Source organism: Candidatus Stoquefichus sp. SB1 (genome assembly GCF_001244545.1).
GTDB lineage: Bacteria > Bacillota_I > Bacilli_A > Erysipelotrichales > Coprobacillaceae > Stoquefichus.
Map to the genome: position 1 here is coordinate 768,654 of NZ_LN852696.1, position 20,917 is coordinate 789,570.

Annotated in this window: 24 protein-coding genes; 22 read left to right on the forward strand and 2 right to left on the reverse strand. The window is 30.6% G+C overall.

Translation table 11 applies throughout. The features are described from left to right. Positions 1-2 precede the first annotated feature (2 nt). From BN1865_RS16265 to BN1865_RS16300, 8 genes are all read left to right on the forward strand, one after another. The gene (locus BN1865_RS16265) at positions 3-794 is read left to right on the forward strand and encodes a MurR/RpiR family transcriptional regulator (RefSeq protein WP_232780424.1); all 792 of its coding nucleotides are present in this window, start codon (positions 3-5) and stop codon (positions 792-794) included. 60 nt (positions 795-854) lie between these two features. Continuing rightward, complete coding sequence (locus tag BN1865_RS16270; RefSeq protein ID WP_050638303.1) at positions 855-1,220, forward strand: methylglyoxal synthase; 366 nt, start codon at positions 855-857, stop codon at positions 1,218-1,220. Further along, positions 1,217-1,441: a PF20097 family protein gene (locus tag BN1865_RS16275; RefSeq protein ID WP_050638304.1), complete on the forward strand. Its 225-nt coding sequence runs from the start codon at positions 1,217-1,219 to the stop codon at positions 1,439-1,441. Before BN1865_RS16270 ends, BN1865_RS16275 begins: the two co-directional genes overlap by 4 nt. A 13-nt stretch (positions 1,442-1,454) precedes the next feature. After that, positions 1,455-2,132, forward strand: coding sequence for a TIGR00266 family protein (locus BN1865_RS16280; RefSeq protein ID WP_050638305.1), 678 nt, complete (start codon positions 1,455-1,457; stop codon positions 2,130-2,132). A 48-nt stretch (positions 2,133-2,180) separates the two neighbouring features. Beyond that, a complete protein-coding gene (locus BN1865_RS16285; RefSeq protein WP_050638306.1) occupies positions 2,181-3,110 on the forward strand; it encodes a DUF1848 domain-containing protein in 930 nt (309 codons plus the stop codon). After that, positions 3,107-3,523 carry a cupin domain-containing protein gene (locus BN1865_RS16290; RefSeq protein WP_050638307.1) on the forward strand — a complete coding sequence of 139 codons (417 nt, stop codon included), beginning with the start codon at positions 3,107-3,109 and terminating at the stop codon, positions 3,521-3,523. Before BN1865_RS16285 ends, BN1865_RS16290 begins: the two co-directional genes overlap by 4 nt. Beyond that, positions 3,520-4,692, forward strand: a complete 1,173-nt coding sequence (locus tag BN1865_RS16295) for a trans-sulfuration enzyme family protein (RefSeq protein ID WP_050638308.1) — start codon at positions 3,520-3,522, stop codon at positions 4,690-4,692. The genes BN1865_RS16290 and BN1865_RS16295 overlap by 4 nt, the downstream gene beginning before the upstream one ends. 125 nt (positions 4,693-4,817) lie before the next feature. Then, positions 4,818-6,218, forward strand: a complete 1,401-nt coding sequence (locus BN1865_RS16300; RefSeq protein ID WP_050638309.1) for a PTS sugar transporter subunit IIC — start codon at positions 4,818-4,820, stop codon at positions 6,216-6,218. Positions 6,219-6,300: 82 nt separating this feature from the next. Here BN1865_RS16300 and BN1865_RS16305 read toward each other — a convergent pair whose 3' ends face one another. Further along, positions 6,301-7,092, reverse strand: a complete 792-nt coding sequence (locus BN1865_RS16305) for a MurR/RpiR family transcriptional regulator (RefSeq protein ID WP_050638310.1) — start codon at positions 7,090-7,092, stop codon at positions 6,301-6,303. Positions 7,093-7,616: 524 nt separating this feature from the next. Between BN1865_RS16305 and BN1865_RS16310 the strand changes: the two genes are divergently transcribed. The 8 genes from BN1865_RS16310 to BN1865_RS16345 all read left to right on the forward strand — a co-directional run bounded on the left by BN1865_RS16310 (position 7,617) and on the right by BN1865_RS16345 (position 13,704). Further along, the gene (locus BN1865_RS16310) at positions 7,617-7,799 is read left to right on the forward strand and encodes a hypothetical protein (RefSeq protein WP_198527296.1); all 183 of its coding nucleotides are present in this window, start codon (positions 7,617-7,619) and stop codon (positions 7,797-7,799) included. A 241-nt stretch (positions 7,800-8,040) separates the two neighbouring features. Next, a complete protein-coding gene (locus BN1865_RS16315; protein ID WP_050638312.1) occupies positions 8,041-9,186 on the forward strand; it encodes a D-alanyl-D-alanine carboxypeptidase family protein in 1,146 nt (381 codons plus the stop codon). Between the two features lie 128 nt (positions 9,187-9,314). Further along, the gene (locus tag BN1865_RS16320) at positions 9,315-9,656 is read left to right on the forward strand and encodes an STAS domain-containing protein (RefSeq protein ID WP_050638313.1); all 342 of its coding nucleotides are present in this window, start codon (positions 9,315-9,317) and stop codon (positions 9,654-9,656) included. Next, entirely contained in the window at positions 9,653-10,084 is a 432-nt protein-coding gene (gene spoIIAB, locus BN1865_RS16325) for an anti-sigma F factor (protein WP_050638314.1), read from the forward strand. Before BN1865_RS16320 ends, spoIIAB begins: the two co-directional genes overlap by 4 nt. Beyond that, positions 10,071-10,796 (forward strand): SigB/SigF/SigG family RNA polymerase sigma factor, encoded by a 726-nt coding sequence (locus tag BN1865_RS16330; RefSeq protein WP_050638315.1) that lies wholly within the window; start codon positions 10,071-10,073, stop codon positions 10,794-10,796. The genes spoIIAB and BN1865_RS16330 overlap by 14 nt, the downstream gene beginning before the upstream one ends. 28 nt (positions 10,797-10,824) lie before the next feature. After that, on the forward strand, positions 10,825-11,325 hold the full coding sequence (lepB, locus tag BN1865_RS16335; protein ID WP_050638316.1) for a signal peptidase I: 501 nt from the start codon (positions 10,825-10,827) through the stop codon (positions 11,323-11,325). A 27-nt stretch (positions 11,326-11,352) separates the two neighbouring features. Then, complete coding sequence (locus BN1865_RS16340) at positions 11,353-11,853, forward strand: hypothetical protein (RefSeq protein WP_050638317.1); 501 nt, start codon at positions 11,353-11,355, stop codon at positions 11,851-11,853. Between the two features lie 96 nt (positions 11,854-11,949). Then, entirely contained in the window at positions 11,950-13,704 is a 1,755-nt protein-coding gene (locus BN1865_RS16345) for a hypothetical protein (protein ID WP_050638318.1), read from the forward strand. 399 nt (positions 13,705-14,103) lie between these two features. On the opposite strand, the gene gdhA is transcribed toward BN1865_RS16345, so the two are convergent. Beyond that, a complete protein-coding gene (gdhA, locus tag BN1865_RS16350) occupies positions 14,104-15,447 on the reverse strand; it encodes an NADP-specific glutamate dehydrogenase (protein ID WP_050638319.1) in 1,344 nt (447 codons plus the stop codon). A gap of 179 nt (positions 15,448-15,626) precedes the next feature. Between gdhA and BN1865_RS16355 the strand changes: the two genes are divergently transcribed. The 6 genes from BN1865_RS16355 (at position 15,627) to hisD (ending at position 20,917) form a co-directional block, all read left to right on the forward strand. Next, complete coding sequence (locus tag BN1865_RS16355) at positions 15,627-16,001, forward strand: hypothetical protein (RefSeq protein ID WP_050638320.1); 375 nt, start codon at positions 15,627-15,629, stop codon at positions 15,999-16,001. Position 16,002: 1 nt separating this feature from the next. Next, on the forward strand, positions 16,003-16,779 hold the full coding sequence (locus BN1865_RS16360; RefSeq protein WP_050638321.1) for a MurR/RpiR family transcriptional regulator: 777 nt from the start codon (positions 16,003-16,005) through the stop codon (positions 16,777-16,779). A 63-nt stretch (positions 16,780-16,842) separates the two neighbouring features. Then, entirely contained in the window at positions 16,843-17,718 is an 876-nt protein-coding gene (locus BN1865_RS16365; protein ID WP_050638322.1) for a damage-control phosphatase ARMT1 family protein, read from the forward strand. A gap of 311 nt (positions 17,719-18,029) precedes the next feature. Next, the gene (locus BN1865_RS16370; RefSeq protein WP_050638323.1) at positions 18,030-19,004 is read left to right on the forward strand and encodes an ATP phosphoribosyltransferase regulatory subunit; all 975 of its coding nucleotides are present in this window, start codon (positions 18,030-18,032) and stop codon (positions 19,002-19,004) included. After that, positions 18,997-19,617, forward strand: coding sequence for an ATP phosphoribosyltransferase (gene hisG, locus BN1865_RS16375; RefSeq protein ID WP_050638324.1), 621 nt, complete (start codon positions 18,997-18,999; stop codon positions 19,615-19,617). Before BN1865_RS16370 ends, hisG begins: the two co-directional genes overlap by 8 nt. 1 nt (position 19,618) lies before the next feature. Then, a complete protein-coding gene (hisD, locus tag BN1865_RS16380) occupies positions 19,619-20,917 on the forward strand; it encodes a histidinol dehydrogenase (RefSeq protein ID WP_050638325.1) in 1,299 nt (432 codons plus the stop codon).

The window sequence follows — 20,917 nt, forward strand, 5'->3', positions numbered from 1 at the left end:
GTATGATAAGAATAGAAATGATGGAATGGGAGGAAATGAGTATGGATATTGTTTTATCAAGAATCTTAAAGTATTTAAATGGCTGTTTAGATAATGATCATATGTATAAGGTTGGATTATTTGTTGTTCATCATTATGTTGAAATGGAAGATTACTCATTAGATAAAATGTTACAGGTGGGTCATTTTACAAAAGCAGAAGTTTTAGATTTTTGTCAGCACTTAGGTTTTTCAACATATGAAGAATTTCAAGATGAATTGATAGCTGATTATATGTTACGTGTTTCTCAAATTCGTGCTCGTATGCTTGGGATTTCATCAGAACAACTCTTAGAACAGTTGGATTCGTCTTATTCAAAAGAAGAATTAGTGAAAGAACTGGAACAGATTTGTGAGTTGATTTTTAAGAATAAACGTGTCATTCTTATTGGTGCATTATATCCAATGAGTATAGCTGTTGAATTTCAGACAGATTTTATTACTTTTGGAAAAGAAGTTATTCAATATCATCATTTTATTGATGATTTCCAATTTCAAAAAGATGATGTTGTCATTTTTGTCAGTGCGACAGGAAGAACCTTACATGATTATTTAAAAGAAAGTGCTAATCAAAATATATCTGATGCACAAATTGTTTTAATGACACAAAATATTAAATATAAGAAAAAGAATGATTTAGGTGCAAATTATGTTATTCAGGTTCCTGGACGTTTTGATGGTATTCAATTTAATTATCAGATTATGATGATGTTTGATATTTTAAGAATTCGTTATTATCAGAAATATTATATTTAAAGACTTTAATGATTTCATTGAAGTCTTTTTTCTTGTATAATGAAGATAGGGGTGAAAGATATGAATATAGCGCTGATTGCTCATGATCAAAAAAAGGCTGAAATGATTGAATTTGTAAAAACATATGAAGATGTTTTGAAAAATCATCATTTGTATACGACTGGTACAACTGGTTTAAGAATTATGGAAAATACAAATTTAAAAGTTCAACGTTTTTTATCTGGTCCTTATGGTGGTGATCAACAAATAGGTGCTTATGTAGCAGAAGGCAAAATCGATTGGGTCATTTTCTTTAGAGATCCTTTAACAGCACAACCACATGAGCCAGATGTTAGTGCGCTTATGAGACTTTGTGATGTCCATCAAGTTCCACTCGCTTCTAATCAGGCTGCTGCTCAGTTAATGATGAAAGGTCTTATGAAATGATTTGTCCATATTGTCATCAAACGATGCAAATAGGATTTATACAAAGTGAAAAAGATTTGGTTTGGACACCACAAGGAGAAGTCGCAAATGTGTTTGTGAATAGGTTTAAAAAATATCAGATCCCACTGGTAAGAAGACATTTACTGAAAATGAGTCGTCTAAAAGTCTATCGATGTCAGAAATGTCAAATAGAAATAATTGATGAAAATGATTTAAAATGAGGAGGAAATCAATATGGAATATGAAATTATAGGAACACCACTTCCAGCTGTCGTGTGTTATTTAAAAAAAGGAGAGGTCATGTTAAGTGATAGTGGGGCAATGGCCTGGATGGATCCTTGTATGGAAATGGGAACAACAAGTAATGGAGGTATTGGAAAAGCATTTGGCAGAATGTTTTCTGGCGAAACGATGTTTTTAAATACTTACAGTGCCAAAGCAGATGGTAAAATTGCTTTTGCATCATCATTCCCAGGTGAAATTAGAAAATATGATATTGCACCAGGAAAAGAAATCGTTATCCAAAAATCATCTTTTTTGGCAAGTGAGCCAACTGTTGAAAGAAGTATTTTCTTTAATAAAAAAGCAATGACAGGTATTTTTGGTGGCGAAGGATTTATTATGAATAAATTATCTGGACAAGGTACAGTTTTTGTTGAAATTGATGGATCAACAGTGGAATATGACCTAGCACCAGGGCAACAGATTGTTGTTGATACAGGATATGTTGCAGTGATGGATGCAACATGTACAATGACAACACAATCAGTTCCAGGACTCAAGAATAAAATGTTTGGTGGCGAAGGTTTCTTTAATACAGTTGTGACTGGACCAGGACGTGTCGTTTTACAGACAATGCCAATTTCAGCCATTGCTGGAAGCTTAGCTCAGTTCTTCCCATCAGGTAAATAAGTCATACATATGTATGGCTTTTTCTGACTCATAAAGGAGGTTTGTTTGATGATTATTAATGCAAGTGCAAGAACAGATATTCCAGCCTATTATAGTGAGTGGTTTATGCATCGTTTAAAAGATGGGTATGTCTATGTCAGAAACCCTTATTATCCCACTCAAATCACTAAGTATTTATTAAATTCCGAAGTTGTTGATAGTATCATATTTTGTAGTAAAAATCCTCGTCCTATTTTATCCAAATTACAAGAATTAAAACCATATCACCCTTATTTTTTTGTGACTATAACACCTTATGGAAAAGAAATTGAACCACAGGTTCCACCTTATCAAGAAGTCATCAAAGATATTTGTCAAATATCTAAACAATTAGGAAGTCATTGTGTTTGTTTTCGATATGATCCCATTTTTCTCAATCAATATTATACAATTGAAAAACATATTGAAATCTTTGATGAAATGACAACCCAATTACAAGGATATGTGCATGATTGTGTAATCAGTTTTATTGATTTATATGCCAAAACAAAGAAAAATTTTCCAGGGATACAAGAAGTCACAATAGAAGATCAAAAAAGATTAGCAGCTGCCTTTGCAAAAATTGCCACTGATAAAGGAATTCATATCAAAACTTGTGCTGAAAGTTTTGATTTAAGTGAATATGGAATAACCCATGAAGGGTGTATCAATAGACAACTTTTAAAAGAAGTCACTGGATGTACGATGAAGGAATTGAAATCTCAGCCTTTAAGAAAAGAATGTCATTGTTATCCAAGTCGTGATATTGGTGAATATAATACTTGTATGCATGGTTGTTTATATTGTTATGCAAATGAAAATAAAAAGCAAGTGATTGAAAATTATCAGCGCCATGATCCCTTATCACCACTTTTAATTGGTCATGTTCATGATGATGACATCATCAAAGTCGCAAAACAAGAAAGTTATATAGAAAGGCAGTTATCATTAGATATATGAAAAAACAATGTGAAATACAGAGATTAAATGATGCTATTGAAGTTGATAAAGGAGATGGAACACATGTCTACTATCATATTTTTCCTGAGTATGAAATCCACCTTAATGAGATAATGCCTCATACGCTTCAGCAATGGCATTATCATTCTCAAATAGAAGAAGTGATTTTAGTTAATGAGGGACAATTAACATGTTATGAAGATAATCAGGGAGTCAAGAAACATATACTTTTCAAAGGAGATGTCATTTGTGTTCATCAATCTATCCATACTTTTGCAAATGAAACAGATCAGGTTGTTCAAATGACAGTTTTGAGATGTGTACCACAAGGCAAAGATCAAAGACAAATTATGAAAAATGATAAGACGCCTGTTACCAATAATAATCAAGATAAGAAAGGAATTAAAGAATGAAAGATTTAGAAAATATTTGTTTATCAGTTGAACATGATTTTGAAGGAAAATATCAGTCAGTTGCACCGGAAATTGTTCAAACATCATCATTTCAATTTCAAAACTTTGCACACTATGTGCAGGTGAATACTGCTCATGAGTTTGCTTATACTTATACAAGAGGAGACAATCCAACGCTTGAAATATTAGAAAAGAAAATAGCTCAATTAGAAGGGGCAGAGTGTGGAAGAAGTTTTGCCTCAGGAATGGGAGCCATTTCTGGAACGATTTTAAGTTTAGTTCAAAAAGGTGATCATATTATTATTGTCAACACGGTCTATGGCTCAAGTGTAAAACTCATTCAACAACTTCAAAAGTTTGGTGTGGAAAGCACCAAAATAGATGTGCAAGATACAAAAGAGATCTTTACATATATCAAACCTGAGACAAAGATGATTTACTTTGAAAGTCCTTCTTCACAAAGATTTGAAATGTTGGATTTAGAATTGATAGCTAATGTTGCTAAAGAAAAAAATATCTATACAGTGATAGATAACACATGGGCAACACCGTTATTACAAAATCCATTAAAACATGGCATTGATGTTGTTATTCATTCTTGTTCAAAATATATTGGTGGTCATAGTGATATTGTTGGAGGAATCGTTTTATGCCGCCAGGAGATTATGCAATATATAGATGATTTTGCACATATTTTATTAGGGGCAACGATGTCTCCTATGAATGCATGGCTAGCTATTCGAGGATTAAGAACTTTACCAGTTCGTTTGAAAGCACAAGAAAAGTCAGTATTAGAAGTCATTGATTTTTTAAAACAAGATATAAGAATAGAAAGAATTTTTCATCCTACTTGTAATGGTGAAAAGCAACAAGCTCTAGCAAACCGTTATTTAAAAGGATATGGCAGCTTGTTAGGGGTTGTTTTAAAAGATGCTTCTCCTGATGTCATTGAAAGATTTGTAGATGCTTTACATCATTTTACATTAGCTTATAGCTGGGGTGGTTTTGAAAGTTTGATTTTACCTGTCTTTAAAGGAAATAATCAGGCAGAATTGAAACAACGTGGTTTGGCTATGGGGCAATTAAGAATGTATATTGGTCTTGAAGAAACTGAGATTCTCATTGATGATTTAAAACAAGCATTGGATTATGCTTACAATAAAGATTAAATTATTCATAATTTTTTCATGATATTGTGACAATAATGAATAGAGTAACCATTCAATTGATATCCAATTGTATCTATTTCTAAATCCCTTAAAATGAAAGTATATTCAAAAAGGGAGGAAAGAATATGGATGTTTTTGCTGATAAGCTTGGACGTGTTGGAGCTTGGTGTGGCCAAAATAAATATTTGACTGCTATCAAAAATGCGTTCCAAAATTTTATGCCTGCAACAATTGCAGGTGCGATTGGTGTTCTTTGGACAAATGTTCTAGTGAACGATAATGTTGTCGAAGGAAATGCTCAAGGTTTAGGCGGAATATTTAGTCCTATTATGGCACTAGAACCAATCAATACTGTATTTTCTGCAATTCAATTTTGTACAATTTCTTGCATATCAATCGGGATTGTTATGTTAGTTGCTCAAGAAATTGGTGAAGCAAATGGGGAAAGTGGACCATTTCCATCAGTTTTAGGATTTATGGCATGGGCGGTGGTTACACCAACAACTTATGTAGCAACTGAGTTAGTTAGTGGTTTAAGTGATGCTGCTGGTCAATCTTTAACAATTGGAAATATTGTTGAGAATGCTGGAGGAAAACTAGCAGACGTGGGAACATTTTCAGGATTTAGCGCTGATTATATTGGAGCAACCGGTTTATTTACAGCCTTGATCATTGGAATTGGTGCACTTGAGATTTATGGACTTTTTAGAAAAATGGATGCTTTAAAAATCAAAATGCCTGATCAAGTTCCACCAGGAGTTGCCCGTGCTTTTGAAATTTTAATTCCAACATTTTTAACATTGCTGTGTGTTGGTATAATAGGATGGGCTGTTCAGCTAATTACAGGACAATATCTTAATGATATCATTAAAACTGCAATACAAGAGCCACTTATTAATATTGTTGGTGAAAATGTTATTGGTATATGTTTAATGTATACAATTGCTCAATTATTTTGGTTGGTTGGTATTCATGGTCAAAATATGATTTCAGCTGTTAAAGAATCTATTTTTAGACCAATGTTAATTGCTAATACTTTAGCATTCTCATCTGGTCAAAAAATCCCTCATATGTTTACATTAACTTCTTTACAGATGTTTGGTGAATTTGGGGGTTCAGGATGTACGATTGGTTTAATTGTGGCTATCTTCATTTTTAGTAAGCGAGAAGATAATCGTGCTATAGCAACATTATCCATCGTTCCAGGATTATTTAATATCAATGAAACAGTTGTTTTTGGTATTCCAATGGTCTTAAATCCAATATTAGGAATTCCATTCTTGTTAGTACCAGCAGTGGGATTAGCAGTAGGGTGGTTCTTAACATCAATTGGATTTTGTCCAAGGGTTGTTTTGGAAGTTCCATGGACAATGCCACCATTGTTATTAGGTTTCTTAGCTACTGGTGGAAATATTATGGGAGCAGTTTCTCAGCTTATTGTGATTGCTGTTGCAATCGTTATTTATATTCCATTTTTGTTGGCATATGAAAAATATCAAAATAAACAAATGAATATGGCAGAATAAACTTATATAAATAGAAAATCCATTATCAATTATTATGATAATGGATTTTTAAATAGACTATATTATATATAAATTAGTGTGGTTAGGATTGTCTTTTAGATATTATAAGTGAATATATGAAATTAACAAGATATTCAGCAGCGAATATAGAGCACATAACATCAATATTTTGATAATCTAAATTTCCAAAAAAGAGGTTTTCTTGACATAATTGAATAAGCTCTGTTTCAGTTTTAGCAGTAATAGAAATTGTATAAATTCCTTTTTCCTTTAATATTTTAGCAATGTTTAACATTGTTTCATTAGACCCAGTTAAAGAAAAAAGTACAGAAACATTTGATTGATAATTATTCATATTTTGAATATAGTAATAATTTAAACCATTTTGATAAGAACAATTTGAACAACAGCCTGTAGATTGTAATTTAAAAGCCATTTGTTCAGCTACATTTCCTGAGATACCAATACCATAAATATCGATTGAAGATGCACTCATTAAGCGATTACTTATTCTTATCATGGTATTTTGATCAATAAGTAAATTTGTTTCAATAAGTATTTTTTCATACAATTGAATAACTGTATTTTTTGTATCTTCATAAGAAGCAAATTTTTGAAAAGGCAATCCATTTAAAATATCTTCAGCTCTCCTATATTCTTTTTTCTCAATTGCAAGCTTGGTCATAAATTCACGATAGTTATTTAAACCTAGTTTTTTATACAAACGAATAACAGTTGATTGTGAAGAATAACTTTTATTTCCAAGTTCAGTACTTGTTAAATTCTCTATATTGTTTTTTTTATCAAGTATATATTCAACAATCTGTTTTTCAGAATCTGTTAAATATATGTTTCTAAGTTGTTCAATAATCATTTCTTATTTCCTCCTTAATTAAATAATATAATGATACATTAACAATGATTTCCATATTTTTATGAATAAACTATTCAATCATATCTATCCGACTTGTGATTGAAAGAATTTTTCATTAAAATATAATTGTCAATAGAGGACTTAAGCGAATCTCTTAAGATATTTTTGACCAAATAACTTTGTTGACAAAGAGAATGGGCATATATAATATGTCTATTTTCTTTTCGTTATTATAACATCATTTTTTATAAGCGTTATAACGACAAGGTGTATTGAGAAGATTTTTTCAATATTTTTAGTTAATTTATTCTTTTATTGAATGAATTATTTCATATGAAGATATTCAATTGATAAAACTATTAAGCTAGTAAAAGCATATGGTCATAAAGTAGGGTCTATAAATGTAATAAAAGAAGTAAAGCAGAAATCTATGATTATTTATGAAATATTGGGCAGAGGTAATGTTTGGTAAGAATGACAACTATGTTGAAGATCATGATTAAGATGTTATGCATCAGTTGATTATGAAAGAACAGTGCCGTCATGTTGCTGATTGGTTAAAAGAAGAACATTTAGAATTTTATCTAGAAAGTATTGATGGATTATTTGCAAGTGTAAACTTTGTAAGGGAAGCAGCACCTGTTTTAGAAATGATATTTGATGAGGCGTTGTATTGTGAAGATGTAAATGAGGTTAGTTTCATATAGAAGATATCAAAATCATCTTGAATCTATTAAAGCAATCTTGGATTTAAAGACAAGAACTTGGGGGGGAGTACGAGCAGTGGAGAATTATATTACTGATGATGTGAATAAAAATGGTTTACATACTATTTTGATTTGTTTTAAACTTATTTCATAATAAATTTGATTGTAAATATGTGACAATGATTTGTTGCTTTTTTACATTTTTTTTCATTTGTCACATATAATGACTTGAGGTGTTTCCATGATAAAAAAAATATTCATATGTTTAAGTGTTATGTTTCTTTGTTTAACAATTCCTCGTGTCCATGCTGAAGAATTAAAATTGGCACCCAATGCGGCTGCTTCCGTTTTGATGGAAGCATCAACAAAACAAGTCCTTAATTCATCACACGAAAATGATAAGCTGTTTCCTGCATCAACAACCAAAATTATGACAATGATTCTGTTATTTGAAGCAATTAATAAAGGGACTTTAAAATGGGATGATGTTTTAACATGTAGTGCTTATGCTGCTAGTATGGGTGGTAGTCAAGTTTATCTTGAAGAAGGCGAAAAGATGAGTGTTTCAGATCTTTTTAAGGCTATCAGCATTGCTTCAGGAAATGATGCCTGTGTTATGGTTGGAGAAAGAATTGCTGGATCAAATGATGGCTTTGTAAAGATGATGAATGAGAAAGCAAAAGAATTAAATTTAGTAAGTACACATTTTATGAATGCAACAGGATTGCATGATGATAATCATTATACTTGTGCCATTGACTTAGCTATTATGGCTGCCTATTTAATTCAAATTGGTGGTGAAAGATTATTTCAGACAACGTCATTATATGATAGCTATATTCGTGAAAATTCTGCCCAGAAATTTTGGTTAGTTAATACGAATAAATTATTAAAATCATATGAAGGAGCCGATGGATTAAAAACAGGTTACACAAAAGAAGCAGGTTATTGCATTGTTTCTACAGCCAAAAGAAATGGCTTAAGGCTTATTGCAGTTGTCCTTAAAGAAAGTGATCCAAAAGTACGTAATCAAGAAGTGTCTCAACTTTTAGATTATGGTTTCTCGCTCTATGAAAATGTCATTCTCTTTAAAAAAGATGATGTAATAGAAAAAGTCAAGATTGAAAATGCCAAAGTTAAAACAGTTGATGTGATTTGTAAGGAAGATGTTGTTTATGTCAAAGATAAGAGTTCGACAGATGAAGTGACTTATGAAATCAACTATACAGATTTACTACCACCAATTAAAAAAGGTGAAACGATTGGGCATATTTTATTAATGAAGAGCGATGTCAATATTGGTTCATTTGAAGTCACAATCAATCAAGATATTGAGGCATTAACATTGCCAGAGAAAATGTATAATTATTTGAAAGCCTTTATTTAAAACAGGAGAAAAAAATCTCCTGTTTTTTGCAGAATTTTTCTAGTTTTGTTGAATAAATTCTAGTTTTAGCGAATCGATTAACTTTTATTTTGAATTGGTATATGATAGGCACGAAGGAGGAAAGTACAATGGAAAACAGTATGGAAATTGAAGTTGTTAATCATTTAATTATTGTTCATTTTCAGGGTGAAATTGATTGTGTTATGGCCCCGATATATCGTCAGCAATTGAGTGATTTATTAGAAGAAACAAAAGAAGATGTTGTATTTGATTTTCAAAAAACATCTTTTATAGATAGTTCTGGTATTGGTTTGGTATTAGGACGTTATAATCAATTGAAATTTGACCATAGAACACTTATTTTAACTGGTTTAAATCAAGTCGCATATCGTTTATTTGAATTAACTGGGTTATTTCAGATTATGCCTTATTATGAATCGATAGATAATCTAAAGGAGGGTAGTCTATGAATCAGATGGAAATCAGTTTTAGTGCAACTTTGGATAATGAGAATTTTGCCAGAACAGCAGTTGGTGCTTTTTTAACACCACTGAATCCAACAATTGATGAAATTATAGAATTTAAGACCATTGTCTCTGAGGGTGTGAGTAATGCGATTATTCATGGTTATGATAATAGTCCTGAATGTCATGTTGTGATGAAAATGACAATTGAAGATCGGAATATTCAACTTATTATTCAAGATTATGGAAAAGGTATTGAAAATTTAGATCAGGTGAAAACACCTTTTTATACAACTGCAAAAGACTTAGAACATGCAGGGATGGGCATAACAATCATAGAAACACTAGCAGATTCATTAGAAATAGAAAGTGTTATCAATATAGGAACAAAACTAATCATCAAAAAAAGACTCAAAGATAATGGCAAGCTCTAAAACTTTAGATCTTCTTAAAAAAGTACGTTCAGGGGATGAACTTGCAAAAGAAGAAGTTGTTAAAGATAATCTTGGATTGGTATGGTCAATCGTTCATCGATTCAAGAATAGCTATTATGATAAAGAAGATTTATTTCAAATTGGATGTATTGGACTGATGAAAGCCATCAATCATTTTGATCCTTCATATAATGTTCAGTTTTCAACTTATGCAGTTCCGATTATTATGGGAGAAATCAAACGATATTTCCGTGATGATGGAACCATTAAAGTCTCACGTTCTTTAAAAGAACTCAATATTAAGGTGACAAAAGCCAAAGAAGTCTTACAGAATCAAAATAATGAAGAACCAACAGTAGAAGAAGTGGCAAAATATTTGGATGTTGATGTCCATGATGTTGTTGAAGCTATTGATTCCTCATATTATCCAACATCATTAAATGAACCTATTTATGAAAAAGATGGTTCCACCATCAGTGTTGAAGATCGTTTAATTGATAAAAGTGATGATATGTGGTTTGAAAAAATTGCTTTAGAAATGGAAATGGAAAAACTTGATGAAAAAGAAAAGATGATTATTTATATGCGTTATCAATTAGATTATAATCAGGAAGCTATAGCCAAACGCTTAGGAATATCACAGGTCCAAGTTTCACGTTTAGAAAAGAAAATTGTCACAAAATTGAGAACACGCTTAAAAGATGGAGAATAATGTGCTATAATAACGTAGGGTGTTGAAAATGGATAAAGAAGAAGTGAAGAAATCTTTACTTGAATATATAAAGGTGATTATTATTACGGTGGTTTTAACTTTGGGTGTTTTGTATTTTATACAAATATCTAGAGTTATTGGATCGTCAATGGAGCCAACTTATCATAATGGGAATATTATATTGGTTGATAAGTTCTTTTATAAACGTGGAGTACCAGAATATAATGATATTGTTGTGATTAAATATCATGTGAGTGCTGGTGAAGATCAGATTATTAAAAGAGTTATGGGATTGCCAGGCGATCATCTTGAAATGAAGAATAATCAGCTTTATCGTAATGGAGAGTTATTAGAAGAAGAATATATTAATGAAACAATGACTGGAAATGAAGATTTTTCTTATGATATACCAGAAGGAAAAATCTTTGTTATGGGAGATAACCGTAATAACAGTATTGATTCTAGGATGATTGGATATATTGATTTTGATGATCAGGTTGTTGGTCGTGTGTTTTTTAAGGTCTTTTGATAAGACCTTTTTATTTTGGAGGGTAAAATGAGAAAAAAAATAAGATATGATCGATTAATGATTGTAGGGCTTGTTTGTATTTTGGTGATATCTATTTTTATTTATATGTTAACGCAAAGAAAACAGGAACATGTTTATAGTGGAAATATTGAAACATATATAGGAACATATCGTCAAAATGATAAAGTTTATACATTTGATTTAAAAGCTTTTATAGAAAATGATCAATATTATATTTCTTTAAATGATATGTATAATATGATGATTATTTTAGATGAGAAATCAAAAGTCTTTATTAATCAAAATAAGCATGTTTTGACTTATCAATTGAGTCAAATTGATTATCATTTTGACTATGGTCATGATAAGATTGTATACAATAATGATTGTATTGACTTAAATAAGAAAAATGACCACATTTATATTTATCATAAAAATGTCTATATTTCTGTATATTATATAGAAAAATTACTATTGAATAATGAAAAAAAGATAAAATTTGAAAATAAAAACGCTATCATTGCATAAATTTTGTATTTTTAGTAGTCAAGGACAAATTTTTTTGATAGAATGTATGATAATCAAAAGAGATATACAGAGTATATCTAAAGAAAGGGTGGAATTATGGCGTATAAATTTAATATGACAAGAGGAAATGCAATCTTAAATTTCTCTGAAGAGTTTTGTCAAAGTCGTTGTCAATTGATTGAAAGTGAATCTTTTGCAAAGGTTTTAGAAAAATATATAAAAAACATTAAAAGAAAAGATACAACTATTTATGTTTATCTTCATAGTATTCAAGAAGATGATGTTGATTTATTAGATAACTTGAGAGGAATTTTCAAATTATTGTTAGTTATGTCTGTTGATGAAATTTGTGTGATTCGTCCAGAAGTTAAACCTTATTTTAAAGATAGAGATATGTTTATTGCTTTGGTTGAAGATATTTATTTATTCTGGAGACGTCTTCAAAGATATGCAGTTGTTTTCAATGAAACAAAGAGAGCTGGATATCAAAATGTTCAATTCGCAGATGCTCAAAATGAATTTGAAGAATTGGTTTTAGAAGTTTATCGTACAATTGAAGGAGCACTTGGTAAAAAAGATAAAGTTATGCGTCAAATTACAGCTGGGGTCAATGCTGGTTTAACTGTGACACATATGCGACCATTTTTACCATATGAGTATCGTAATTTAGATGAAATTCCTTTCATTGAATCAGTGGTTATTCATCCACCATTTATTGCTTATTCAAAACGTAATAAACGTGATGGTGTTTTCCCTGAAATGAAAACAAATCCAATTGAAGATAAGAAATTTGATGCAGACTCATGGTTCTGTTATCCTGCCAAAGTAGGAGATTTATTATGCTTTATTTATTTCAATGTTAAATTTATGGCACAAGGGGTTACACTTTGTAACTTGTTTGATTTAGCAGATGAATCAGAATATAGAAATAGAAAACCAGATTTAGTTTATGTCTATGGATATGAAGATGGTAAAGAAAATCAATCATTCTATCAAGATGAAGCTAACGATATGATTGTTGCTTTATTATCAGCAAATGATAATTTTGATTATTTTGGATATATGAAGAAAATGGTTTTAACTTTACACAATGTACAAAAGATTAATCATCGTGAATTACCAATTCATGGTGCAATGGTTAAAATGACACTTCATAATGGTGAAACAAAGAATATTGTTGTTATGGGGGATAGTGGCGCTGGTAAGAGTGAAACAATTGAACAGATTAAAGTCATCGGAGCTGCTTATGTTACTGATTTGAAGACAATTTATGATGATATGGGTGTCTTGTCATTAGGTGAAAAAGGAAAAGTGAAAACATCTGGAACTGAAATTGGTGCCTTTGTACGTTTGGATGACTTAGATGCTGGATATAGTTTTAAAGAATTAGATAGATCAGTCTTTATGAATCCAGATAAAGTGAATGCACGTATTGTTATTCCGATTACAGATTATAAAGATGTTGTTGCAAAACATGATATTGATATGTTCTTATATGCAAACAATTATGATGAAGGTGGAGAATCTTTAAGTTTCTTTGAAACACCTGAAGAAGCTTTAGAGGTCTTTAGAGCTGGAGCACGTATGGCAAAAGGAACAACAACTGAAATGGGAATTGTTGAAAGTTATTTTGCAAATCCATTTGGTCCTGTTCAAAGAAAAGAACAAACAGAACCAATCTTACAAGATTACTTTAAGAGAATGTTTAAACAAGGTGTGAAAGTTGGACAATTACGTACAAGACTTGGAATTAAAGGTAATGAACATAAAGGTCCAAAAGAAGCTGCTGAAGCAATCTTAAAATATGTGACAGGTGAAGAAGAATTAAAAGAATTACCTGCAGAAGAATAATCAAAAAGCTGTTGATATAGTGTCAACAGCTTTTTTAAAGGAATAAAATAATTATTTGAATAATAACAATGATTGTTATGATAATAAATTCTTGAAAATAATGATATTTCATAAATAAAAATAAACCATAACAAAACATTGGTAAACTGAGATAACAGGTTGGATAGATAATGCCAGTCCACCAGGGGAAACTTCCAAAGGTAGTCGCTATACTGATGCATTCAATGATCATGAAACTCATCATTAATAAAAATAAGGAATAGAAGATGATTCTATGTTTTTTCATTTATCATTACCTATAATTTCTGAGAAATATCCTTTCATCTTTATTATTGATGATTTTATGATATTTGTCCATAACATTATCAATATATAAGGAAAAAAGGTTCATTCGAACCTTTAATAAATTCCTTGAGAAATCATAGCTGCGACAACTTTTTCAAATCCAGCAATGTTTGCTCCTTTAATTAAATCATAACCTAAACCGTATTTTTGAGCAGCTGCTACAGAAGATTCATGAATATTAATCATAATTTGATGTAATTTTTCATCAACTTCTTCACTTGTCCAACTATAACGCATTGAGTTTTGAGCCATTTCTAAAGCTGAAACAGCAACCCCACCAGCATTAGCTGCTTTAGCAGGTCCTAATGTTCCACCATTTCCTAGGAAATAAGCAATAGCTTCAGGTGTTGTAGGCATATTGGCACCTTCAATAATATATTTCACACCATTTTCAACAAGTTGTTTTGCTTCTGCTAAACCAATTTCATTTTGTGTAGCACATGGGAAAGCCATATCTACTTTTAATCCCCAAGGCTTTTCACCTGGATGGAATTCACAGCCAAATTTTTCTGCATAATCTTTTAATTTTACATCATTGCTACTTCTGATTTGAACCAAGAAATCAATTTTTTCATCAGTTGTAATTCCTTCAGGATCATAAATATATCCATCTCTTCCAGAAATAGAAACAACCTTTGCTCCATATTCTCTTGCTTTTAAACAAACACCCCAAGCAACATTTCCATAACCTGAACATGCAATTGTTTTACCTTCATAAGTATCATTGAAATGTTTTAAAACTTCTTTACCATAATAAACTGCTCCAAATCCAGTTGCTTCTGGTCTAATTAAAGAACCACCATATGGTAAAGGTTTTCCTGTTAAGACACCATTTTCAAAAGCGCCTCTAATTCTTTTATACTGTCCATACATATATCCAATTTCTCTAGCACCAGTTCCAATATCCCCAGCTGGTACATCCACATCTGGTCCAATATGACGATATAATTCAGTCATAAATGATTGACAGAAACGCATAATTTCAGCATCTGATTTTCCTTGTGGATCAAAATCTGAACCACCTTTACCACCACCAATAGGTAAAGTTGTTAATGAATTTTTAAAAATCTGTTCAAATCCTAAGAACTTAATAATCCCTAAATTTACAGATGGATGTAATCTTAAACCACCCTTATAAGGTCCAATAGCACTTGAGAATTGCACACGATATCCTCTATTGACATGGACTTTCCCTTGATCATCTTGCCAAGGAACTTTAAACATTAAAGTTCTTTCTGGTTCAACCAATCTTTCTAAGATGGCCATATCTTCATACTCTGGATGAGCATTAATGACAGGTTCTAAACTTTCTAAGACTTCTTCTACAGCCTGAATAAACTCTGGTTGATCAGCATTTTTTGTTTTCACATCTTCCAATACTCTTTCAACATATTTCATAGTTTGAATCCTCCTTGCACATATTATATACAAAAATAAATAAAAAACAAACATTTTAATAAAATTTTCTTATTTTTTTCAAAAAAGCATAAAAATAAATCAAAAATTAATGAATATCCTGTATTATAATTGTTTTTTGATTGTCAAAAGTATGATAGAATGTGTATGGTGATAAAAAAATGAGTAAAAAATTTAAAGAATATAGAATGTTTATTGTCTGTTTGGTTATTTTTATAGCATTTGTAGGATTTGCGATTATGTGTGCTTTCCGAGGTCAAATGATGCAAATGATTGGTGCTTTGATGTTATCTTTGATTGCTTTGTTTTTATTATTAGCGAGATATAAAATGGCTTTGTTCGATGATGTGATGATGATTTATGAATGGAAAGTTGTGGCTATGTTGCCAACAATGATAGAATATCAAAATATCCAATCTATTGAAAAGAAATCTAAACATCATCTCATCATTCATCATACCCATACAAGTCATGTTTATGTTTTTGATAGTGATTTATTTATTGAAACATACAATCAATTAAAAGGAAAACAATAATATGAATTTAATTCTGATGATGTTGTTAGATTATATGAATAATCCACACATATCGATTGTTGACTATACTATAGCAAAGTATATTGTACATCATTATACGCTTATTTTTGATATATCAATTAATGAGTTGGCTGATTTGTTGGAAGTCTCTATTTCACAAATCAGTCGTTTTGTGCGTCATATTGGTTTTTCATCTTTTCAAGAATTTAAAGAAGCGACGAGATATCATGGTGAAAACCAGAGACATTCTATGATTCAAAAAGGCAAAAAACTTGATATGGATATTTATCAAAAATATATTCAAGAAGAAACGCAATATTTCTTCACTTATTTTGATAAATCATCATTGAATAATTTAGTTAAGGATTTTCATAAGTTTGATAAAATTGCATTGTTTGGAATTCTCAATAGTGGCAACGCAGCTAGAGAACTTCAATATAATCTAGCTTTTAGTGGTCAATTATGCATATCTATTACAGAGTTTCAAGCCCAACTTTCTTTTATCAAAAATGCTGATTCACAAACTTTGATTGTCATCTATTCATTATCTGGCGAATATGTCCTGGATAATGACTATTCACGATATTATCATACAATCCAAACTTTAAAGAGTAGTCAGTCTAAGATATATGTCATCACGAATCAATTAAAGGTCAAGTCTTTATCATATATTGATGACATCATTTATTTACCTGTTAAATATCATTTATATCAATATACATTACAATATTTTAATGATTGTTTGTTATTGGAATATCAAAAAAGCATAGTTTCCTAAAAATGGAAATATAATAAATGTTATTTATTTTATAATAAAATATGAATAAGGAGTTGATACATAATGAAAATGCATGATGAATGTTTGCCTTGTTTAGTGAATCAAGTGATTAAAGTGTCTAAAATGTGTCATGTTACACAAAAGGAAGAGTTGTATCATAAAGTATTTGATTATTTAAGTCATTTAGATTTTTCTTTAACGAATCCTGAAATTATAGGTATGACATTTCAATTAATAAAAGAACATATCAAAAATGATGATCCTTATTATGATTTAAGACATTATTATAATCAGCTTTTTTTAGGTCAATTGGATGATTTTCGTCAATTGATTCATCAGACAGATGATCCTTTTTTGCAAGCTGTCAAATATGCAATTGTTGGTAATATCATTGATTTTAATCCTATGCATACACATGATAAGGAAGATGTGATGAAATATTTTGAGAATATTGATCAATTAACTTTAGCGATTCATCATGTTCATGAATTATCTCAAGATATTCAAGAAGCAAAGACAATGCTTTATTTAGGAGACAATTGTGGAGAAATATGTTTGGATCATTTATTGATTGAAATGATTCATCAGATGAATCCTTACTTAAAAATATATTTTGCAACAAGAGGGGCTGCAGTTGTGAATGATTCTATTGAAGAGGATGCTTATTTCGTAGGAATGGATGCCTATGCTCAAATTATAAGCAATGGGGATGATTCGTTAGGAACTATTTTAGGGAGAACGAGCCAGGAATTTAATGAGATATATTCTCAAGCTGATCTTGTAATAGCAAAAGGACAGGCTAATTATGAAAGTTTAAGTGAAGAGATTTTTAAAAACATTTACTTTTTGTTGATGGTAAAGTGTGATGTGATTGCGCAAGACATTGGAGTTGCTATAAAATCAATGGTTTGTTTAAGTCAAAAGAAGAGGAATTATTGAGAAAAGAGAGTGATTTTGATAAACTTCTTTAATGAATTGATGGAAAAGAGTAAGATTGAAGGAACTTTTTACAAAAAGTTCTTTTTTTATTGTTTGATTTGTGCTAAAATGGTAAAAAATGAGGTGGTATTTATGAAAAAAACAATTTTAAACGTACAATTTCATCACCATCATTGGAACACGTAGGGTTATATCTCAGCATAGATACAACCCATTTTGCATATGTTGAATTTGGGTGTATCTAATGACTTAGGGATGAAACAGACGAGTCATTGAGACTCGTCATTTTTTTATAAGAAAGGGGAAGAGATATGGAAGAGTTTAAGTATTTAATACCAGAGGAAAGTATTGATGCGATTATGAGTAATGTGAGCTCATTGAGAGAAATTGAAGGACATTTAAGAGAGGTTTTTAATAAACATGATTATTTAGAAGTATTAATGCCTTCTTTTGAATATGTTGATTTATATAATGATATGGATATTGGCATTGAAGAGGATAAAATGTTTCAATTTATTAACTATGCTGGTAAACGTGTCGCTTTACGTGCTGATTTTACAGTTCCGCTTGCTAGACTTTATAGTAGTCAAAATGAGGCTGGTGAAAAGCGATATGCTTATTTTGGAAAGGTTTATCGAAAAGAAAAAAGACATAAAGGCAGAAGTAGTGAATTTTTTCAGGCTGGTATAGAATTATTAGGGAAACCAGGATTTGAAGGTGATTTAGAATGTTTAAGTATTATTCAGCAGACTTTACAATATTTAAAGTTAAAAGAGATTAAGATTGAAATGAGTTCGGCTAAATTCTATAAAAGAATATGCGAACTGGTAGATGATCATTCATTTGTTGATATTCTTAAAAAAAGAGATATTTCAGCAATGCAAGCATTAATCAAAAGAAAAAATATTCAAAGCCCTCTTAAAGAATTATTGATTCAGTTACCAGGATGTTTTGGGGATATTACTGTTTTAAAGCAAATGATTGATATGATTCAAGATCAACAACTAAAAGATGCTTTAATTGAATTAAAAGATTTATATGAAAAATTAGATTCACAAAGCCAGGCATGTTTTAGCTTTGATTTGGCTATGACACCAAGCATGAAATATTATACAGGTATTATGATAAAAGGCTATTCACCATATTCAGCTGAAACCATTATTAATGGTGGAAGATACGATCAATTAATGAATCACTTCCATAAAAATGTTCCTGCAATTGGTTTTAGTTATGATTTGAGTCATATATTAAAAGCCCTTGAAAAGGAGGAAGAAGCCAATGCTTAAGATTGCAATTACAAAAGGCCGTATTGAAAAACAAGTTTGTCAATTACTGCAAAAGAATGGTTTTGATATGGATCCAATTATTCATAAAGATCGAGAATTATTAATTGAAACAAGTGATGGTCTTTCAATGATTTTTGCAAAAGCAAATGATGTTTTAACATTTTTAGAACATGGTATTGTGGATGTTGGATTTGTTGGAAAAGATACTTTAGATGACAGTGATTTTCATGATTATTATGATATGCTAGATTTACAGATAGGGAAATGTTATTTTGCGGTTGCTGCTTATCCTGAATATAAAACCAAAGAATTTAAACGTAGAAAACGTATTGCTTCAAAATATACAAGCGTTGCCAAAGCCTATTTTAGTTCTAAACAAGAAGATGTTGAAATTATTAAATTAGAAGGTTCGGTAGAATTAGGACCAGTTGTAGGATTGAGCGATGCGATTGTTGATATTGTTGAAACAGGTTCAACACTTAAAGCGAATGGATTAGAAGTGATTGAAAAGATAAGTGATATTTCAACCAAAATGATTGTCAATAAAGTGAGTTTGAAATTTAAAAAAGATGAAATATTTAAATTAATGGATGGATTGAAAGGGGAAGAGTAAAATGTTAAAAAGATTAGATTTTAAGGGAAATTATGAAGAGATAGCAACGAAATTCTCAACACGTAAGGCTGATATTTCTAAACAGGTTAATGATGCTGTGAATGATATTATTGATGATGTTAAGAAAAATGGTGATAAGGCTTTAATGAAATATTGTCGTAAGTTTGATGGTTTTATGATTGAAGATCCTAAGGAATTGATTGTTTCAAAACAGGAAATATTAGAAGGTGTTTCTAGTGTTGGTAAAGATTTTATTCATATTCTAGAACGTACAAAACAACAAATTACTGAATTTCATAAAAATCAAATTGATAAATCATGGTCAATCTATAAAGAAAATGGGGTTATGATGGGACAAATTGTCAGAGGTTTAGAGAATGTTGCTTTATATGTTCCAGGGGGAACAGCAACTTATCCTTCAACTGTTATGATGAATGCCATCCCAGCTCAACTTGCTGGTGTTAAAAATCTGATAATTATTACACCTGTTAAAAAAGATGGAAAAGTAAACCCAACGATTTTAGCGGCTGCATATGTGTGTGGGATTGAAAAAATATATAAAGTTGGTGGTGCACAAGGAGTTGCAGCAGTAGCGATTGGAACCAATACGATTCCAAAAGTTGATAAGATTGTTGGACCAGGAAATATTTATGTTGCAACAGCAAAAAAGAATTGTTATGGAATGGTTGATATTGATATGGTTGCCGGACCTAGTGAAATCTTGATTATTGCAGATCAAAATGCAAATCCAAAATATATTGCTGCTGATTTGATGAGTCAGGCAGAACATGATAAATTAGCGAGTGCTATTTTGGTTACAACATCACAGTCATTAGTTAAAGCCGTTGATGAAGAGCTAAAAAGACAGATGAGTTATTTAAGTAGAACTGAAATTATTCAAGAATCACTGGAAAATTATGGTGGTGCTATTGTGGTTGAAAATCTTCAAGAAGCTTTTGATGTATCTAATTATCTGGCACCAGAACATTTAGAAATCTTAGTTGAAAATCCTTTAAATACTTTACCACTTATTCATAATGCTGGTTCAATATTTTTAGGAGAATATACACCAGAACCATTAGGTGATTACATGTCAGGAACAAACCATGTTTTACCAACTGGTGGAACTGCTAAATTTTATAGTGCTTTAGGTGTTTATGATTTTGTTAAATATTCATCTTATAGTTATTATCCAAAACAAGTGTTATCAACATTCCAGGAAGATGTTATTCAATTTGCTAAATTAGAAGGTTTAGATGCTCATGCAAATAGTGTTGCTGTAAGGTTTGAGGAGGATTAA

Coding starts and splice junctions, on each gene's coding strand:
- BN1865_RS16265 (WP_232780424.1), top strand. CDS start 3: ATGATAAGAATAGAAATGATGGAATGGGAGGAAATGAGTATGGATATT.
- BN1865_RS16270 (WP_050638303.1), top strand. CDS start 855: ATGAATATAGCGCTGATTGCTCATGATCAAAAAAAGGCTGAAATGATT.
- BN1865_RS16275 (WP_050638304.1), top strand. CDS start 1,217: ATGATTTGTCCATATTGTCATCAAACGATGCAAATAGGATTTATACAA.
- BN1865_RS16280 (WP_050638305.1), top strand. CDS start 1,455: ATGGAATATGAAATTATAGGAACACCACTTCCAGCTGTCGTGTGTTAT.
- BN1865_RS16285 (WP_050638306.1), top strand. CDS start 2,181: ATGATTATTAATGCAAGTGCAAGAACAGATATTCCAGCCTATTATAGT.
- BN1865_RS16290 (WP_050638307.1), top strand. CDS start 3,107: ATGAAAAAACAATGTGAAATACAGAGATTAAATGATGCTATTGAAGTT.
- BN1865_RS16295 (WP_050638308.1), top strand. CDS start 3,520: ATGAAAGATTTAGAAAATATTTGTTTATCAGTTGAACATGATTTTGAA.
- BN1865_RS16300 (WP_050638309.1), top strand. CDS start 4,818: ATGGATGTTTTTGCTGATAAGCTTGGACGTGTTGGAGCTTGGTGTGGC.
- BN1865_RS16305 (WP_050638310.1), bottom strand. CDS start 7,092: ATGATTATTGAACAACTTAGAAACATATATTTAACAGATTCTGAAAAA.
- BN1865_RS16310 (WP_198527296.1), top strand. CDS start 7,617: ATGAAAGAACAGTGCCGTCATGTTGCTGATTGGTTAAAAGAAGAACAT.
- BN1865_RS16315 (WP_050638312.1), top strand. CDS start 8,041: ATGATAAAAAAAATATTCATATGTTTAAGTGTTATGTTTCTTTGTTTA.
- BN1865_RS16320 (WP_050638313.1), top strand. CDS start 9,315: ATGGAAAACAGTATGGAAATTGAAGTTGTTAATCATTTAATTATTGTT.
- spoIIAB (WP_050638314.1), top strand. CDS start 9,653: ATGAATCAGATGGAAATCAGTTTTAGTGCAACTTTGGATAATGAGAAT.
- BN1865_RS16330 (WP_050638315.1), top strand. CDS start 10,071: ATGGCAAGCTCTAAAACTTTAGATCTTCTTAAAAAAGTACGTTCAGGG.
- lepB (WP_050638316.1), top strand. CDS start 10,825: ATGGATAAAGAAGAAGTGAAGAAATCTTTACTTGAATATATAAAGGTG.
- BN1865_RS16340 (WP_050638317.1), top strand. CDS start 11,353: ATGAGAAAAAAAATAAGATATGATCGATTAATGATTGTAGGGCTTGTT.
- BN1865_RS16345 (WP_050638318.1), top strand. CDS start 11,950: ATGGCGTATAAATTTAATATGACAAGAGGAAATGCAATCTTAAATTTC.
- gdhA (WP_050638319.1), bottom strand. CDS start 15,447: ATGAAATATGTTGAAAGAGTATTGGAAGATGTGAAAACAAAAAATGCT.
- BN1865_RS16355 (WP_050638320.1), top strand. CDS start 15,627: ATGAGTAAAAAATTTAAAGAATATAGAATGTTTATTGTCTGTTTGGTT.
- BN1865_RS16360 (WP_050638321.1), top strand. CDS start 16,003: ATGAATTTAATTCTGATGATGTTGTTAGATTATATGAATAATCCACAC.
- BN1865_RS16365 (WP_050638322.1), top strand. CDS start 16,843: ATGAAAATGCATGATGAATGTTTGCCTTGTTTAGTGAATCAAGTGATT.
- BN1865_RS16370 (WP_050638323.1), top strand. CDS start 18,030: ATGGAAGAGTTTAAGTATTTAATACCAGAGGAAAGTATTGATGCGATT.
- hisG (WP_050638324.1), top strand. CDS start 18,997: ATGCTTAAGATTGCAATTACAAAAGGCCGTATTGAAAAACAAGTTTGT.
- hisD (WP_050638325.1), top strand. CDS start 19,619: ATGTTAAAAAGATTAGATTTTAAGGGAAATTATGAAGAGATAGCAACG.